The organism is Quadrisphaera sp. INWT6 (assembly GCF_015390235.1).
GTDB lineage: Bacteria > Actinomycetota > Actinomycetes > Actinomycetales > Quadrisphaeraceae > Quadrisphaera.
The window spans coordinates 529,518-544,812 of record NZ_VUOH01000003.1 but is presented as its reverse complement, the minus strand read 5'-3'; the positions used below and the strand labels follow the sequence as shown (position 1 = coordinate 544,812).

Here is a 15,295-nt window from a genome sequence, read left to right as displayed (position 1 = left end):
CTCAGCCGCAGCGCGCGACCATCGCGCGCTGCGGCCCCGCGTCGCCGCCGAGGTACTGCCCGACGTCGGTGTACCCGGCCCGCTCGTACGCGCGCCGCCCGGCGGGGTTGCGCTCGTTCACGGTCAGGACGACGACGTCGGCGGCTCCCGCCAGGCGCAGCGCCACCTGCGCCGCCAGGCCCCTGGCGGCGCGGGCGGCCGCCGTCCCCAGCCCCCGGCCCTGGTGGTCGGCGCCGATGACGAACGAGCGCAGGAGCACCGCGCGCAGGGGGTCGTGGCCCGCGGCGGTGAGCAGGCCCGCGAGCTCGGCGTCGGACGCCGGGGCCGCGGTGTCGAGGACCCCGGCGCCGACGACGCGCCCTGCGCCGTCGTCCTGCTCGACGACGGCGAAGGGCGTGCGCGCCGGGTCGGCGAGGGCCAGCGGGAACGACTCCGCGGGCAGCTTCGCGAAACGCGCCTGCTCCGGGCTCGTGCGCAGGTGCAGGGCCGCCTCGAACAGCGCCCCGCCGTCGTCCACCACCGCGAGCCCCACCGCCACGTCGGCCATCCTTCCTGCCCGCGACGGCGCAGCCACCTTCCCCCCTTCCCGGAAGACCACGCACCTCCGCGCCGCATCCCGGGCATGATCGGCGGCCGTGGGAACGCTCCTCGCCGTCTGCCGCGTGCACCAGCTGCTGCCCGACCCCGGGGTCTTCGGCGTCACCGCCATCGACAAGCGGCCCGTCGGCGGACCGGTCCGGGTCAGGCCGTTCGGGGTGTGGGGCGACGTGCAGGCCGACCGCGCCGACCACGGCGGCCGCGACAAGGCCCTGTACGCCTACGCGCAGGAGGCCGCGGACCGCTGGGCCGCCGAGCTGGAGCGCGAGGTGCCGCCCGGGACGTTCGGGGAAAACCTGCGCACGTCCGGCGTCGACGTCGACGGGGCGGAGGTCGGGGAGCGGTGGTCCGTCGGCGCCGACCCCGCCACGGCCCTGGTGGTGGAGGTGACGATGCCGCGGACGCCGTGCGCCACGTTCGCGCGCCGCATGCGGGAGGAGCGCTGGGTGCGGCGCTTCGCGCGCTCGGGGCGCCCGGCGCCTACCTGCGCGTGGTGCGGCCCGGAGCGGTCAGCGCGGGCGACCCGGTGGAGGTGCTGTCGCGCCCGGGGCACGGCGTCGCGGTGGGCCGGTGGCTGGTGGAGCCCGCGCCGGAGGACGCCCGGTCGCTGCTGTCCTGCGCGGACGACGGCGGGCTCGACCTCGCCGCCGAGCTGCGCGAGCAGGCCCTCGTCGTCGCCACCCGCTGACCCCGGCGGGGCGGGGTGGGTCAGCGGCCGGGGCGACGGCGCGCGGGCGGCTGCAGCGCCGCGGCCATGACCACCTGGGGGTCGGCGGCCTTCGGCTGCCACCGCCCACCCGTGTCCACGAAGCCCGCCTTCCCGTAGGCGCGCAGGCCAGCGGCGTTGGACGTGTGCACGCACAGGACCAGCAGCTGCGCCGCGGGCTCGACCGCGTGCGCCAGCGCGCGCGCCGCCCGCGCCCCGGCCGCGCCGTAGCCCCGCCCCTGCCGGGCCCTGTCGACGTAGAACGCCCGGAGCAGCAGTCCCTTGGCCGGGTCGTCCAGCAGGTGCTCGAGGTGCCCGCGGCGGTCCAGCACGCCGAAGCCCACCGGTGCTCCGGCGTCGGCGCCGCCGCGCAGGACGACGGCGAACGGCACCCGGTGCGGGTCGGCGCTCGCCGGCGGGTACGTGCGGGAGGCGGGCATGCAGTACCGCTCCTGGTCGGGCCCCGGGTCCAGGGCCAGCACCGCGGCCAGCAGGCGCGCGTCGGTCGCCGGGGTCAGGGGCTCCAGCCGCACGGGGGCGTCCACCACGGGCGACACCCAAGCACCTCCCGCCGGGGGGTGCGACCATGGACCCCGATGAGCCGCCTGCGAGTCCTGCCGGGAGCCCGCCCGTGAGCCCGGCCCTCCCCGACGGCGACCCGGCCCCCGCCGACGGGCTGCTCCCCGCGTCCGCCACCGCGGGCGCCGCCGAGCGCGGCCTGGCCGCCTACCTGCACGTGCCCTTCTGCCGGGTGCGCTGCGGCTACTGCGACTTCAACACCTACACCGCCGCCGAGCTCGGCCCGCCGGAGCTGCCCGGCGCCTCCCAGGCGGGGTACGCGGGGGCGCTCGTCGACGAGGTCGCCCTCGCCGCGCGCGTGCTGGCTGCCAGCGGGCTGCCCGAGCGCCCGGTGAGCACCGTCTTCGTCGGCGGCGGCACCCCGACGCTCCTGCCGGCGTCCGACCTGGCCCGGGCCCTCGGCGCCGTGCGCGACCACCTCGGCCTCGCCGACGGCGCGGAGGTCACCACGGAGGCCAACCCCGACTCCGTGACCCCGGCCTCGCTCGAGGAGCTGGCCGCCGCGGGCTACACCCGGGTGAGCTTCGGCATGCAGTCGGCGGTCCCGCACGTGCTCGCCGTCCTCGAGCGCACCCACGACCCGGCCCGGGTGCCGCAGGCCGTCCGCTGGGCCCGCGAGGCCGGTCTCGCCGTCAGCCTCGACCTCATCTACGGCGCTCCGGGGGAGTCCCTGGACGACTGGCGCACCAGCCTCGACGCAGCCCTGGCGTGCGAGCCCGACCACGTCTCCGCCTACGCCCTCGTGGTGGAGGCGGGCACGGCGATGGCGGCGAAGGTGCGCCGCGGCGAGCTCCCGCTGCCCGACCCCGACGACGAGGCCGCCCAGTACGAGCTGGCCGACGCCGTCCTGCGCGACGCCGGCTACGGCTGGTACGAGGTCAGCAACTGGGCGCGGACCCCCGCCGACGCCTGCCAGCACAACCTCGCGTACTGGCGGGGCCACGACTGGTGGGGTGCCGGCCCCGGCGCGCACAGCCACGTCGGCGGGGTCCGCTGGTGGAACGCCAAGCACCCCGCCGCCTGGGCCCGGCGCCTGGCCGCGGGGGAGAGCCCCGCGGTCGGGCGCGAGGTCCTGGACGACGAGGCCCGCGCCGTCGAGCGGGTCCTCCTCGGGGTGCGCCTGGCGGAGGGGCTGCCCCTGGACGCCGTCCCCGCCGCGGGCCGCGCCAGCGTCGGCCGGCTCGTGGCCGACGGCCTCCTGGAGCCCCCGGGGACCGGGGACGTGCCCGCGGGGCGCCTCGTGCTCACGCTGCGCGGCCGCCTGCTGGCCGACGCCGTCGTCCGCGCCCTGCTCGGCTGGGACGACGAGGCCGCGGGCGCTGCCTGAGCGCCCGCGGCCGGGTCTGACGGGCCGGGTCTCCCCGGCCGGAGGTCACCTCACCAGCCGCCAGTTGACGGGGTAGCGGTAGTCGACGCCCTGGTTCGCCTTGACCGCGGCGATGATCTCGAAGACCAGCGCGGCGATGCCGAGGGCGAAGAGCAGCGGGACCGTCAGCAGCGCCCCCAGGCCCAGCGTGACCCACGTGAGGACGACGAGCGCCGTCCACACGATCGTCAGCAGGATCTGGAAGTTCAGCGCCTCGACGGTCTGGCGGCGCACGAACACCCCGCGCTCGCGGAAGACGAAGAACAGCACCAGCGGGCCCACGGCGCCCAGGTAGACGTTGCCCAGCGACAGCGAGCCCAGCACGATGCTCGCCGCGATCGCCGAGACGTGCGCCAGGCACGCCCAGAGGCGCTGGTCGGCGGGGCTCATCTCCCGGGCCGGTGCGTACCCCTGCTGCGCGTGGCCGTGGGGGCCGGGCTGGCCGTAGCCCTGCTGGCTGTACCCCTGCTGGGCGTACCCCTGCGGACCGGGAGGCTGCTGGCCGTACCCCTGGGGCTCGGTGGGCTGCTGCCCGTAGCGGGGCGCCTGGGGGGCGTCGCCGTGGTCGTCGGGCTGCCGGGCGGGCTGCTCGGACACGTCTCCTCCTCGGTCCCGGGACGCTCCCGGGTCCGCCCATCGTCCCGCGTCGAGCGTCGCCCGGCGAGGTCGGCGCGCCCGTGCGGGTGGCCCGGGCACCCGCACGCCCCCGGTCCGCGGCAGGCTCAGGAGTCGAGCTGGTCGCCGGTGACGAAGTCGATGAGCTCCTCGACCCGCCCCGACAGGGTGGGCTCGAGGTCGGCGATCGTGCGCACGCTGCGCAGCACCCGCTGCCAGCCCTGCGCGAGGTCGGCGGGCGTCTCGCGGGGCCACCCCAGGGCCTCCAGCACGCCCTCCTTCCACGGCCGCCCCTTCGGCACGACCGGCCACGCGCTCATGCCGAGGCGCGCCGGCCTGACGGCCTGCCACACGTCGACGTAGGGGTGGCCCACCACCAGCACGTGCTCGGCCGCGCCGGGGACCCCGCGCAGCGCGTCGGCCACGAGCCGGGTCTCCTTGGAGCCGGTGACCAGGTGGTCGACCAGGACGCCGACGCGCCGCCCCGGGCCGGGGCGGAACTCGGCGACGGCGGCCGCCAGGTGGTCGACGCCCTGCAGGCCCTCGACCACGACGCCCTCGACGCGCAGGTCGTCTCCCCAGACCTTCTCCACCAGCTCGGCGTCGTGCTTGCCCTCGACCCAGATCCGCGAGCCGCGGGCCACCCGGGCCCGCTGCCCGGCCACGGCGAAGGAGCCGCTCGCCGTGCGGCCGGGGGCCACGGGCCCGCGCGCCGCGGGCGGCGGGGCCACCGGGGGGACGAGCACCACGGGGGCGCCGTCCTCGAGGAACCCCGCCCCGAGGGGGAAGGACCGGGTGCGGCCCTTCCAGTCCTCCAGGACGACGACGCGCACCCCACCGGCCTTCTCGACGCGGACGACGGCGCCGCACCACCCCGTCTCGACGTCCTCGACCACCAGGCCGGGAGCCGCCGGGACCTCGCGGCTGACCACCCGTGCGCGGCGCCTGCCGGTGGTGGGGTCGGTGACGGAGTCGCCGCGGCGCAGGGGGGCGGAGGTGGTCGGGCGGACCACCGGACGGGCGACCTGGCGCGGCGCGGCCTGCGAGACCGGGCGCCGGGGGGAGGAGGGCGGCACCGGGTCGACGCTACCGGCGAGGTGCGCAGGACGGCGTAGGATTGGCACTCGCCGCTGCTGAGTGCCAGGTGAGACGCCGACCGGGGGCTGGCGCGAGCCGACGAGAGCCGACGAGACGGAGGGACCGACCGTGACCGAACCGCGCCGCCTGGCCGTCCTGCGCGCGATCGTCGAGGACTACGTCGCCACCCGCGAGCCCGTCGGCTCCAAGGCGCTCGTCGAGCGCCACGCCCTCGGGGTCTCCCCGGCCACCATCCGCAACGACATGGCCGCGCTGGAGGAGGAGGGGCTCATCGCCCAGCCCCACACCAGCGCCGGGCGGGTCCCCACCGACAAGGGCTACCGCGCCTTCGTCGACGGCCTGCCCGCCGTGCGCCCGCTGTCCCCGGCCGAGCGCCGCGCGATCGAGCGCCTCCTGGGCGACGGCGCCCGCTCGCTCGACCTCGACGACGTGCTGGAGCGCACCGTGCGCGCGCTCGCGCAGCTGACGCAGCAGGTCGCCGTCATCCAGTACCCCTCCCTGGCCCGCGCCCGGGTGCGCCACGTCGAGCTGGTGCCGCTGGCGCCGCGCCGCCTCGTCGTCGTGCTCATCACCGACACCGGCCGCGTCGAGCAGCGCTCCGTCGAGGTGGCCCCCGAGCTGCCCGAGGTGGGCTCGGAGCTGGTCACCGAGCTGCGGGGGCGCCTGAACGCCGCCACCGCCGGCCGCCGCTCCGACGAGGCCGTCGCCGCCCTGGACGCCGTCCTCACCTCCGCCCGCCCCGAGGACGCCGGCGCCGTGTCCTCGGTGGTCGCGGCCCTGTGCTCGGCGCTCGCCGCCACCCGCGAGGAGCGCATGGTGCTCGCGGGCACCGCGAACCTGGTGCGCGAGGCCAGCGGCTTCGCCACCTCCCTCGCCCCCGTGCTGGAGGCGATCGAGGAGCAGGTGGTGGTGCTGCGCCTGCTGGCCGAGATGGCCGACGACCCCGCCAGTGGGGTCTCGGTGCGCATCGGGCGCGAGATCGTCCACAGCGGCCTGTCCGACGCCGCCGTGGTCTCCTCGGGGTACGGCTCCGGCGGGGAGGTGGTCGCGCGCCTGGGCGTCCTCGGCCCCACGCGCATGGACTACCCCACCTCCATCGCGAGCGTCCGCGCCGTCGCCCGCTACCTCAGCAAGGTCCTCGCCCAGTGACGGGGCCCGCGACCGGCCCCCGTCCGACTCCCAGCCCCAGGAGCACCTGACCCCGTGCCTTCCTCTCCGACCGACCACTACGCCGCCCTCGGCGTGCCGCGCGACGCGAGCACCGAGGACGTCAAGAAGGCGTACCGCAAGCTGGCCCGCCAGCTGCACCCGGACGTCAACCCCGACGCGGGCGAGAAGTTCAAGGAGGTCTCGGCCGCCTACGAGGTGCTGAGCAACCCCGACAAGCGCCGCGTCTACGACGCGACCGGCAGCTCCGGCGGTCCGGGCGGCTTCGGCGGCGGGGGCTTCGGGGGCGCGGGCCAGCCCTTCGACCTGGGCGACCTGTTCGGCACCTTCTTCGGCGGGGGCGGCGCCGCTCGCGGCCCGGTGCCGCGCCAGCAGCCCGGCCAGGACGCGCTGATCCGCCTCGAGGTCGACCTCGCCGACGCCGTCTTCGGCGCCGAGCGCGAGATCACCGTCGACACGGCCGTGGTCTGCCCCACCTGCGACGGCGGCTGCGCCCAGCCGGGCACCCAGGTGCGCACCTGCGACGTCTGCCACGGCCAGGGCCAGGTGCAGCGTGCGGCCCGCTCGCTGCTCGGCCAGGTGCTGACCACGTCGCCGTGCCCCGCCTGCGGCGGCTACGGCACCACCATCCCGAGCCCCTGCCACGAGTGCGCCGGTGACGGCCGCGTGCGCCGCCGCCGCACGATGACGATGCGCGTGCCCGCCGGCGTCGACACCGGCACGAGGATCCAGCTCTCCGGCAAGGGCGAGGTCGGCCCGGGCGGAGGTCCCGCCGGCGACCTCTACGTGGAGGTCGTCCAGCGCCCCCACGAGCTGTTCACCCGCCGCGGCGAGGACCTCCACGCCACCCTCGGGGTGCCGATGACCGCCGCCGCGCTCGGCACCGTGCTGGACATGGAGACCCTCGACGGCTCTCGCGAGGTCGAGGTGCGTCCCGGCACCCAGCCCGCCGAGGTCATCACCCTGCGCGGTCTCGGGGCCTCGCGCCTGCGCTCCGGCGGGCGGGGAGACCTGCACGTGCACGTCGACGTCCAGGTCCCCAAGGGCCTGGACGAGGAGCAGACCGAGCTGCTCAAGCAGCTCGCGAAGCTGCGGGGCGAGGAGCGCCCCGAGGGCCGCCTCGCCCCCGCCTCCGGCGGGGTCTTCTCCCGGATCAAGCGCGGCTTCGCCGGCCGCTGAGCCCGGACCCCCGGCGCCCCTCGGCGCCCCTCGGCGCCCCTCGGCGCCTCCGGGTGACCGCGGTCACCTGGTGGGGAGAGACCGGGGTGACCGCGGTCACCTGGCGTGCTGGCCTCCTGGGCCGGGGCATCTCCACCTGACCGTGGTCACCTGGGGGCGCTGACCGGGGTGACCGCGGTCACCTGGGGGCGCTGACCGGGCTGACCGCGGTCACCTGGCGTGGTGGCGTCCTGGGCCGAGGCATCTCCACCTGACCGCGGTCACCTGGGGGCGGGGACCGGGGTGACCGCGGTCACCTGGCGTGGTGGCCTCCTGGGCCGGGGCATCTCCACCTGACCGCGGTCACCTGGGGGTGGGGACCGGGGTGACCGCGGTCACCTGGCGTGGTGGCCTCCTGGGCCGAGGCATCTCCACCTGACCGCGGTCACCTGGTGGTGGGGACCGGGCTGACCGCGGTCAGGTCTGGCCCGCTGCGCGGCCGGCGCAGCGCCGTGGTCACTCGACGGTGAACGTCACCGAGGCCGGGCCCTCGGGCTGGTCGCCCTCGCCCCCGGACTCGTCGGGCGCCCAGACCTGCACGGTGCAGGGGGTGCAGGTCCCGGCCTGCACCTGCTGCTGGATGGCGAAGTCGCCGACCTCGCCGTTGGCGCCGGCCGTGGTGAAGCCGTCGCTCAGCACCTCGCCGTCGGCCTGCGTGATGCGCCACAGCAGCGTGCCCTCTGACGCCGTGCCGCGGCCGGTGACGCCGATCGGCCCCGCCGGGAGCCGCTCGCCCTCGACCGGCGCGGTGATGACCACCGACTGCGAGAGCCCCGTGCCCGTGGCGCCGGCGGCGGGCGCGGTCGAGGCGGTGGTGCCGGCCGTCGCGGTCGACGAGGCGGACTCGGAGGCACCGGCGTCCGGCGAGCTCGCCGTCGTCACCGACGGCTCCGGCGTAGTCGTCGCCCCGGCGGGGTCGGTGTCGACGGCCTGGCCGCAGGCGGCGAGGAGCAGCACGGCTGCGGTGGCGAGGCCCGTCCGCGCGGCGGGCCGGAGGATCAGGGGGAGGGCGCTCACGCTCCGTTCCTACCGCGCTCCACCCCGCTCGCGGGGCCGAACGCGCGGACTACGGTGCCGGGGTGACCGAGACGAGCGAGGACCAGCAGCCCGCCCCGGCGGCCCCCACCGCGCAGGACCCGGGCTGCATCTTCTGCCGCATCGCCGCCGGGGAGGTCCCCGCCGACGTCGTGGCCCGCACCGGGCGCGTCGTCGCCTTCCGCGACCTCGACCCCCAGGCGCCCCTGCACGTGCTGGTGGTGCCCGTCGACCACCACCGCGACGTGCCGTCGCTGGCCGCCGCCGACCCGTCGCTGCTCGCCGAGCTCACCGCGACAGCCGGGCGGGTCGCCGCCGAGCTGGGCGACGGGCAGTTCCGCCTCGTGTTCAACACCGGGGCCGGAGCCGGCCAGAGCGTCTTCCACGTGCACGGGCACGTGCTGGCCGGGCGCCCCCTGGAGTGGCCGCCCGGCTGACGCCGGCCGCCCGGCTGGGGGTCAGTCCTCCCGCGAGTGCTCGTGCACGGTGATGGCGGCGTTCACCAGCGCGAGGTGGCTCAGGGCCTGGGGCAGGTTGCCCAGCCAGTGGCCCGTCGCCGGGTCGAGCATCTCCGCCAGCACCCCGACGTCGTTCAGGGCGCTGTCCTCGCCGTCGACCAGCGCGTCCATCAGCGCCCGCGCCTCCTCGCCCCGGCCGCACAGCTGCAGCGCCGAGACCATCCAGAAGGAGCACGCCACGAAGGCGCCCTCCTCGGCGGCGGCGCCGGTGTACCGGTACAGGTGCGGCCCGTGCGAGAGCTCCCGCCGCAGGGCGTCGAGGGTCGAGCTCATCCGCTCCCCGCGGTCGAACCCGCTGACGGCGTGCAGGAGCACCGAGGCGTCGAGGTCGTCCGTGCCCGGGTACCAGGTGTAGGCGCCGAGCTCCTCCGACCAGCAGTGCTCGGCCACCCACGTGCGGATGAGCTCGGCCTCGCTGCGCCAGCGGGCGGGGTCACCGGGCACCTGCCCCAGCTCGGCCAGGTGCACCGCGGCGGTGAGCGCAAGCCAGCAGCCCATCTTGCTGGTCGTGTAGTGCCGCGGCTCGTGCAGCTCCCACATGCCGGCGTCGCGCTGGCGCCAGCGGTCGCACGCCGCGTCGGCCGTCGCGGCGAGCAGCCGCCCGGTCTCGGCGTCGAGGACGCCGCCGGCGTCGACGTACAGCCGCACGATGCTGAACAGGTCGCCGTACACGCCCAGCTGCAGCTGGGACGCGGCCCCGTTGCCCTCGACGACCGGGCCCGCCCCGCGCCACCCCGGCACCTGCAGCTCGCTCACGCCGTCGTCGGGCACCTCCCCGCCCAGGGAGTAGAAGACCTCCGGCACCTGCCCGTCCTGGCGGATGGTGCGCAGGAGCCAGCTGACCGCCGCGTGCGGCTCCTCCCGCAGCCCGAAGCGCAGCAGCGCCTCCAGCGAGTACGCCGAGTCGCGGACCCAGGCGTAGCGGTAGTCCCAGCACTTGCTGCCCGAAGGGTCCTCCGGCAGCGACGTGGTCGCGGCGGCGGCCATCGCCCCGCTGGGGGAGTGGAGCAGCAGCTTCAGCACGAGCGCGCTGCGCCGGACCGCCTCGTCCCAGGGGCCGTCCCACAGGAACGTCCTGGTCCAGGTCCGCCAGTTCTCGACCGTGCGGTCGAGGTCGGCGTCGAGGTCGGACGCCGACGGCACCCACAGCGGCTCCCGCTCGGTGGCCACGAGCCCCACCACGTGCCGCGACCCCTCGCAGGTCTCCAGGTCGAGCACCACCTCGCGCTCGCGGTCCTGCCGCTCCAGGCGCGCGCCCCCGCCCCCGCCGTCGTCACCGGCCTCGAGCAGACCGGTGACGACGGCGGTGGTCAGCCCGTCGACGCGCAGCAGCGCGCCCTCCGGCGTCGTCCGCACCCAGGGCGCCGCCGTGCCCAGGCAGGTGCCCGGCCGCACCGAGGCCCGCAGGCGCACCCGGCCCTCGAGGCCCTCGACCCGGCGCACCAGCTCGGCCCAGGGGAGCCTGCCGGCCACGCCGGTGGTGAGGGCGTCGGTGACGCGCACGGAGCCCGAGGCGGTGCGGAAGGTGGTGGTCAGGACGTCGGTGTGGCGCACGTACTCCCGCTCGACCTCGTACGGCTCGACGGGCGCCAGCTCCAGGCAGCCGCCGTCCTCGGCGTCCAGCAGCGCGGCGAAGGGCACGACGGAGTCCAGGTCGGGCAGGGGCATCCAGTCGATGCGTCCGTCGCGGGCCACGAGGGCGACGGTGCGGCCGTCGCCGATGACGGCGTAGGTGCGCAGGTCGGCGTACCCGTCGGCGTCGCGCTCGACGGCGGGCGCGGCGACGCGCTCGGTGTCGTCGGGCCCCCCCGCGGGCCAGTGGAGGGCGGGGGCCCGCCCGTCGGAGGCGGAGACGAGGGGGGCGCGGCGCGCCTCGTCGTCGCGCAGGCGCTGGCCGGGGGTCCCGCTGGGCTGCAGGTCGGTGGTGTCGATGGGCGGACGGTACGTGCGGGCCCGCGGCGGCGCCCGGTGAGCGGTCCCGTCCGCCCGTCCCGCCGTCCGCCGGGTGCCTGCGGCTGTCTGCCGGTCGGCGGCCCGTCGATGGCTGGGGGCTGTCGGGGGGCGGCGGTAGCCTTGACCCCGTTCGGCCCCGGTCAGGGGCCCGGCCTGCAGGAGACCGGGGCTGCCAGCCCCTCCCATGCCCGACTCCACTCGCCCCGCCGGTTCCACCGCCTCCTCCTCGACGCCCGCGTCGACGGGTCGCGAGGCCTCCCGGCCCGCGGGCGCCCCCCCGACCGTCGTCCACACGATCGTGGTTCCGCCCGAGGTGCCGATGGTGGCCCTCCTCGGCACCCGCGACGAGCTCGTCAGGGCCGTCGAGAAGGCCTTCCCGCGCGCTGACGTCCACGTCCGCGGCAACGAGGTCACCGTCACCGGTGCGCCCGGCGACGTCGCGCTGGTCGAGCGCCTGCTCGACGAGATGACCGCCGTGGTCCGCGCCGGCCAGCAGCTCACGGTCGACGCCGTCGAGCGGTCCCTGGGCATGCTCCGCACCCAGAGCGCCGAGCGCCCCGCCGACGTCCTGACCATGAACATCCTGTCGGGCCGCGGGCGCTCCATCCGCCCCAAGACGCTGGGGCAGAAGCGCTACGTCGACGCGATCGACAGCCACACCATCGTGTTCGGCATCGGTCCCGCCGGCACCGGCAAGACGTACCTGGCCATGGCCAAGGCCGTGCAGGCGCTCCAGGCCAAGCAGGTCAGCCGGATCATCCTGACCCGGCCCGCCGTCGAGGCGGGGGAGCGGCTGGGGTTCCTGCCCGGGTCGCTCACCGACAAGATCGACCCCTACCTGCGCCCCCTGTACGACGCGCTGCACGACATGCTCGACCCCGACTCGATCCCGCGGCTGATGGCCGCCGGCACCATCGAGGTCGCGCCGCTGGCGTTCATGCGCGGTCGGTCCCTGAACGACTCCTTCGTCGTGCTCGACGAGGCCCAGAACACCTCGCCCGAGCAGATGAAGATGTTCCTCACCCGCCTCGGGTTCGACTCCAAGATGGTCATCACCGGTGACTCCACCCAGGTCGACCTGCCCACCGGCACCGCCTCGGGCCTGCGCGTGGTCGAGCAGGTGCTCGGCGGCATCGAGGACATCCACTTCTCGCGGCTGACCAGCCTCGACGTGGTGCGCCACCGCCTCGTGGGCGAGATCGTCGACGCGTACGGCCGGTGGGACGAGTCCCACCAGCCGCCCGCGCGCTCCACCGGCCCCTCCGCCGCGCACGGGGGTCGCCGGTGAGCGTCGAGGTCGTCGACGAGTCGGGCTTCACCGACCCGTCCGGCCCCGGCGGCCCCGGCGTCGCCGTGGAGGAGGTCGCCGAGCTGGCGCGCTTCGTCCTCGCCGAGATGCACGTCCACCCCGCCGCCGACCTCTCGGTGGTGATGGTCGACGTCGAGGCCATGACGTCCCTGCACGTGCAGTGGATGGACGAGCCGGGCCCCACCGACGTCCTCAGCTTCCCGATGGACGAGCTGCGCCCCGGCACCGAGGGCGAGCCCAGCCCGCCCGGGCTCCTGGGCGACGTCGTGCTCTGCCCGGAGGTCGCCGCGAAGCAGGCCCGCGAGTCGGGCCACGCCACCGCCGAGGAGGTGCTGCTGCTGACGACGCACGGCATCCTCCACCTGCTCGGCTACGACCACGCCGAGCCCGACGAGGAGCGCGAGATGTTCGCCCTCCAGCGCCGGCTCCTGCTGACCTTTCTCGCGCGCAAGCGCGCATGACCCCGGTCCCCGACGCCGCGGCCCCCTGGCTCGCGCTGGTGGCGGTGGTGGGTCTGGCCGTGGCCGGCTGGCTGGCCGCGGCCGAGGCGGCGCTGTCGCGGCTCACGCGCGCCGAGGCCCAGCGCCTGGCCGCCGACGGACGGCGCGGCGCCGCCGCCGTCCAGGCGGTCGTGGCCGACCCGGCCCCGGTGCTGTCGGTCGCCACGCTGCTGCGCGTGGTCCTGGAGGCGCTGGCCACCGTCTGCGCCGCCCTGGCCGTGGCGGCCCTGGCCTCGCGGTGGTGGGCGGGCCTGCTGACGGCCGTCGTCATGGGCGCGGTCGTCTTCACGCTGCTGGGCGTCAGCCCCCGCACCGTCGGCCGCCAGCACCCCGAGGGCGTCGGGCTCCGGGCCGCCGGCCGCCTGCTGGGCCTGACCCGCGCGGTCGGGCCGCTGGCGCGCGGCCTCGTGGCGCTGGCGAACGCCGTGACGCCGGGCCGCGGCTACCGCGACGGCCCGTTCTCCACCGAGGGCGAGCTGCGCGAGATGGTCGACCGCGCCAGCGAGTCGGCGATCATCGAGGCCGGCGAGCGGGAGATGATCCACTCGGTCTTCGAGCTCGGAGACACCCTCGTGCGCGAGGTGATGAGCCCCCGCACCGACATGGTCACCATCGCCGAGGACGCCTCCCCGGGTGACGCGCTCGACGCCTTCCTGGCCTCCGGGCACTCGCGCCTGCCGGTGGTCGGCTCCACCGTCGACGACGTCGTCGGGGTGCTCCACCTCAAGGACGTCGTGCGCGTGCTGCACGACAGGCCCGTCCGGCGCCGCGGCGCGACCGACCGCGTCCGCGACCTGTCGCGCCGGCCCGTCTTCGTGCCCGAGACCAAGCTCGTCGACGACCTGCTCCGCGAGATGCAGGGCGCGTCCCTGCACCTGGCGCTGGTCATCGACGAGTACGGCGGCGTCGCCGGCCTGGTGACCCTGGAGGACCTCCTGGAGGAGATCGTCGGGGAGATCACCGACGAGACCGACACCGAGGCCCCCGACGTCGTCCCGCTGGACGACGGCGGCTTCCTCGTCAGCGCCCGGCTGCACGTCGAGGAGCTGGGAGACCTGTTCGGCCTGGAGGTCGAGGAGGACGAGGTCGACTCCACCGGCGGGCTGCTCGCCAAGGCCCTCGGCACGGTGCCCGCCGTGGGCGACGAGGCCGACGTCGAGGGCCTGCACCTGCGGGCCGTCGAGGTCGACGGGCACCGCATCACCCTGGTCGCGGCCCACCGCTCGGCGTCCGACGAGCCGGAGGAGGCCGCCGACGACGAGGCGGAGCGCCAGGCCGGGGCCGAGCGCGCCGAGCGGCAGGCCGAGGCGGAGGCCGAGAAGGCGGAGAAGGCCGAGCGCAAGCGCGAGAAGCGCGAGCGCAAGGAGCGCGAGCGCGCCGAGCGCGAGGAGGCCCGCGACCGCGAGGCCCAGGACGAGCGGCACGACCGCGACGAGGAGACCGACCGTGACGACGCCCCCCGCTGACCAGCCCGACCAGCCCCAGCAGGCGGCCCGGCCCGAGGACCGGTGGGCGGGTCACCGCTCCGGGTTCGCGTGCCTGGTCGGCCGGCCCAACGCGGGCAAGTCGACGCTGACGAACGCCCTGGTCGGGGAGAAGGTGGCGATCACCTCCTCGCGCCCCCAGACCACGCGCCACACGGTGCGCGGCATCGTCCACCGGCCCGAGTCCCAGCTCGTGCTCGTGGACACCCCCGGCCTGCACCGCCCGCGCACCCTGCTGGGGCAGCGCCTGAACGACCTGGTGCTCGCCACCCTGGCGGAGGTCGACGTCATCGCCCTGTGCCTGCCCGCCGACGAGCGCACCGGCCCCGGTGACCGCTGGATCGCCTCCCAGCTCGCCGACGTGCGCCGCACGCCGGTCGTGGCCGTCGTCACCAAGACCGACAAGGTCGACCGGGGGCGCCTGGCCGAGCGGCTGCTCGAGGTGACCGCGATGGGCGAGGAGGAGGGGCACCGCCCCTTCGCCGACGTCGTGCCGGTCTCGGCGACCGGTGACTTCCAGGTCGACGCCGTGGCCGGGGTGCTCTCCTCGCACCTGCCGCCGGGGCCGCCGCTGTACCCCGAGGGCGAGCTCACCGACGAGCCGGAGGCCGTGATGGTCGCCGAGCTGGTGCGCGAGGCCGCGCTGGAGGGCGTCCGCGACGAGCTGCCGCACAGCCTCGCGGTGGTCGTCGACGAGATGGCTCCCCGCCTCGACGAGGACGGCCAGCCGACCGGCCTGCTCGAGGTGCACGTGCTGCTCTACGTCGAGCGCGACAGCCAGAAGGGCATCGTCATCGGCCGCGGCGGCTCGCGCCTCAAGGAGGTGGGCACGCGGGCCCGCACCGGCATCGAGGCGCTGCTGGGCACCCGGGTGCACCTCGACCTGCGGGTCAAGGTCGCCAAGGACTGGCAGCGCGACCCGCGGCAGCTGGCCCGCCTCGGCTTCTGAGGCCCAGCGGACGCGGCGGGCCCGGTGCACGGGTGCGGCGGTGCGCGCTAGGGTTGCCGTGATGTTCGCGGTGAGCCTCCTCCTCGGCTGCCGCGGCGAGGTCTCGCAGCCCTAGGTCGGCTCCCTCGTCGCGGAGGTCCGTGCTGCCGGCCGATCCCCACGGGGCTGCCCTCCGCAGCCCGGACCACCCAGGAGAACCGC

At 76.6% G+C, this 15,295-nt stretch carries 15 protein-coding genes; 9 read left to right on the top strand and 6 right to left on the bottom strand.

Annotation, left to right across the window (positions count from 1 at the left end; translation table 11 throughout):
* Position 1: 1 nt before the first annotated feature.
* Positions 2-538, bottom strand: coding sequence for a GNAT family N-acetyltransferase (locus F1641_RS12340; RefSeq protein ID WP_194905848.1), 537 nt, complete (start codon positions 536-538; stop codon positions 2-4).
* A gap of 97 nt (positions 539-635) precedes the next feature.
* Between F1641_RS12340 and F1641_RS12335 the strand changes: the two genes are divergently transcribed.
* A complete protein-coding gene (locus F1641_RS12335; protein WP_206691063.1) occupies positions 636-1,355 on the top strand; it encodes an MOSC domain-containing protein in 720 nt (239 codons plus the stop codon).
* Here the strand turns inward: F1641_RS12335 and F1641_RS12330 are convergent.
* Entirely contained in the window at positions 1,306-1,860 is a 555-nt protein-coding gene (locus F1641_RS12330) for a GNAT family N-acetyltransferase (protein WP_194905846.1), read from the bottom strand. The genes F1641_RS12335 and F1641_RS12330 overlap by 50 nt on opposite strands.
* A gap of 74 nt (positions 1,861-1,934) precedes the next feature.
* Between F1641_RS12330 and hemW the strand changes: the two genes are divergently transcribed.
* On the top strand, positions 1,935-3,209 hold the full coding sequence (hemW, locus tag F1641_RS12325; protein WP_194905844.1) for a radical SAM family heme chaperone HemW: 1,275 nt from the start codon (positions 1,935-1,937) through the stop codon (positions 3,207-3,209).
* Positions 3,210-3,254: 45 nt separating this feature from the next.
* On the opposite strand, the gene F1641_RS23265 is transcribed toward hemW, so the two are convergent.
* Complete coding sequence (locus F1641_RS23265; RefSeq protein ID WP_194905841.1) at positions 3,255-3,845, bottom strand: DUF4870 domain-containing protein; 591 nt, start codon at positions 3,843-3,845, stop codon at positions 3,255-3,257.
* A gap of 125 nt (positions 3,846-3,970) precedes the next feature.
* Entirely contained in the window at positions 3,971-4,795 is an 825-nt protein-coding gene (locus tag F1641_RS12315) for a DUF3097 family protein (protein WP_375541489.1), read from the bottom strand.
* 274 nt (positions 4,796-5,069) lie between these two features.
* Here F1641_RS12315 and hrcA point away from each other — a divergent pair, with 274 nt between their 5' ends.
* Both hrcA and dnaJ read left to right on the top strand, forming a co-directional pair.
* Positions 5,070-6,110 carry a heat-inducible transcriptional repressor HrcA gene (gene hrcA, locus F1641_RS12310; RefSeq protein WP_194905839.1) on the top strand — a complete coding sequence of 347 codons (1,041 nt, stop codon included), beginning with the start codon at positions 5,070-5,072 and terminating at the stop codon, positions 6,108-6,110.
* Positions 6,111-6,164: 54 nt separating this feature from the next.
* Positions 6,165-7,307: a molecular chaperone DnaJ gene (gene dnaJ / locus F1641_RS12305; RefSeq protein ID WP_194905837.1), complete on the top strand. Its 1,143-nt coding sequence runs from the start codon at positions 6,165-6,167 to the stop codon at positions 7,305-7,307.
* 495 nt (positions 7,308-7,802) lie between these two features.
* Here dnaJ and F1641_RS12300 read toward each other — a convergent pair whose 3' ends face one another.
* Positions 7,803-8,363 carry a Gmad2 immunoglobulin-like domain-containing protein gene (locus F1641_RS12300; protein ID WP_194905835.1) on the bottom strand — a complete coding sequence of 187 codons (561 nt, stop codon included), beginning with the start codon at positions 8,361-8,363 and terminating at the stop codon, positions 7,803-7,805.
* Positions 8,364-8,425: 62 nt separating this feature from the next.
* Here F1641_RS12300 and F1641_RS12295 point away from each other — a divergent pair, with 62 nt between their 5' ends.
* Positions 8,426-8,818, top strand: coding sequence for a histidine triad nucleotide-binding protein (locus F1641_RS12295; protein WP_194905833.1), 393 nt, complete (start codon positions 8,426-8,428; stop codon positions 8,816-8,818).
* Between the two features lie 21 nt (positions 8,819-8,839).
* On the opposite strand, the gene F1641_RS12290 is transcribed toward F1641_RS12295, so the two are convergent.
* Positions 8,840-11,038, bottom strand: coding sequence for a glycoside hydrolase family 15 protein (locus F1641_RS12290; RefSeq protein WP_194905831.1), 2,199 nt, complete (start codon positions 11,036-11,038; stop codon positions 8,840-8,842).
* On the opposite strand from F1641_RS12290, the gene F1641_RS12285 reads away from it, so the two are divergent.
* From F1641_RS12285 to era, 4 genes are read left to right on the top strand one after another with little or no spacing between them, the layout of a single operon-like run.
* Entirely contained in the window at positions 11,037-12,140 is a 1,104-nt protein-coding gene (locus tag F1641_RS12285; protein ID WP_194905829.1) for a PhoH family protein, read from the top strand. The two genes, F1641_RS12290 and F1641_RS12285, sit on opposite strands and share 2 nt — an antisense overlap.
* On the top strand, positions 12,137-12,622 hold the full coding sequence (ybeY, locus tag F1641_RS12280) for an rRNA maturation RNase YbeY (RefSeq protein ID WP_194905827.1): 486 nt from the start codon (positions 12,137-12,139) through the stop codon (positions 12,620-12,622). The genes F1641_RS12285 and ybeY overlap by 4 nt, the downstream gene beginning before the upstream one ends.
* Positions 12,619-14,127 carry a hemolysin family protein gene (locus F1641_RS12275; RefSeq protein ID WP_194905826.1) on the top strand — a complete coding sequence of 503 codons (1,509 nt, stop codon included), beginning with the start codon at positions 12,619-12,621 and terminating at the stop codon, positions 14,125-14,127. The genes ybeY and F1641_RS12275 overlap by 4 nt, the downstream gene beginning before the upstream one ends.
* Positions 14,108-15,094, top strand: coding sequence for a GTPase Era (era, locus tag F1641_RS12270; protein WP_194905824.1), 987 nt, complete (start codon positions 14,108-14,110; stop codon positions 15,092-15,094). The genes F1641_RS12275 and era overlap by 20 nt, the downstream gene beginning before the upstream one ends.
* Positions 15,095-15,295 lie beyond the last annotated feature (201 nt).

Bases quoted from the DNA above. Each gene is read 5' to 3' on its own strand.
- F1641_RS12275 (WP_194905826.1), top strand. From the start codon at position 12,619: ATGACCCCGGTCCCCGACGCCGCGGCCCCCTGGCTCGCGCTGGTGGCG.
- F1641_RS12285 (WP_194905829.1), top strand. From the start codon at position 11,037: ATGCCCGACTCCACTCGCCCCGCCGGTTCCACCGCCTCCTCCTCGACG.
- F1641_RS12290 (WP_194905831.1), bottom strand. From the start codon at position 11,038: ATGGGAGGGGCTGGCAGCCCCGGTCTCCTGCAGGCCGGGCCCCTGACC.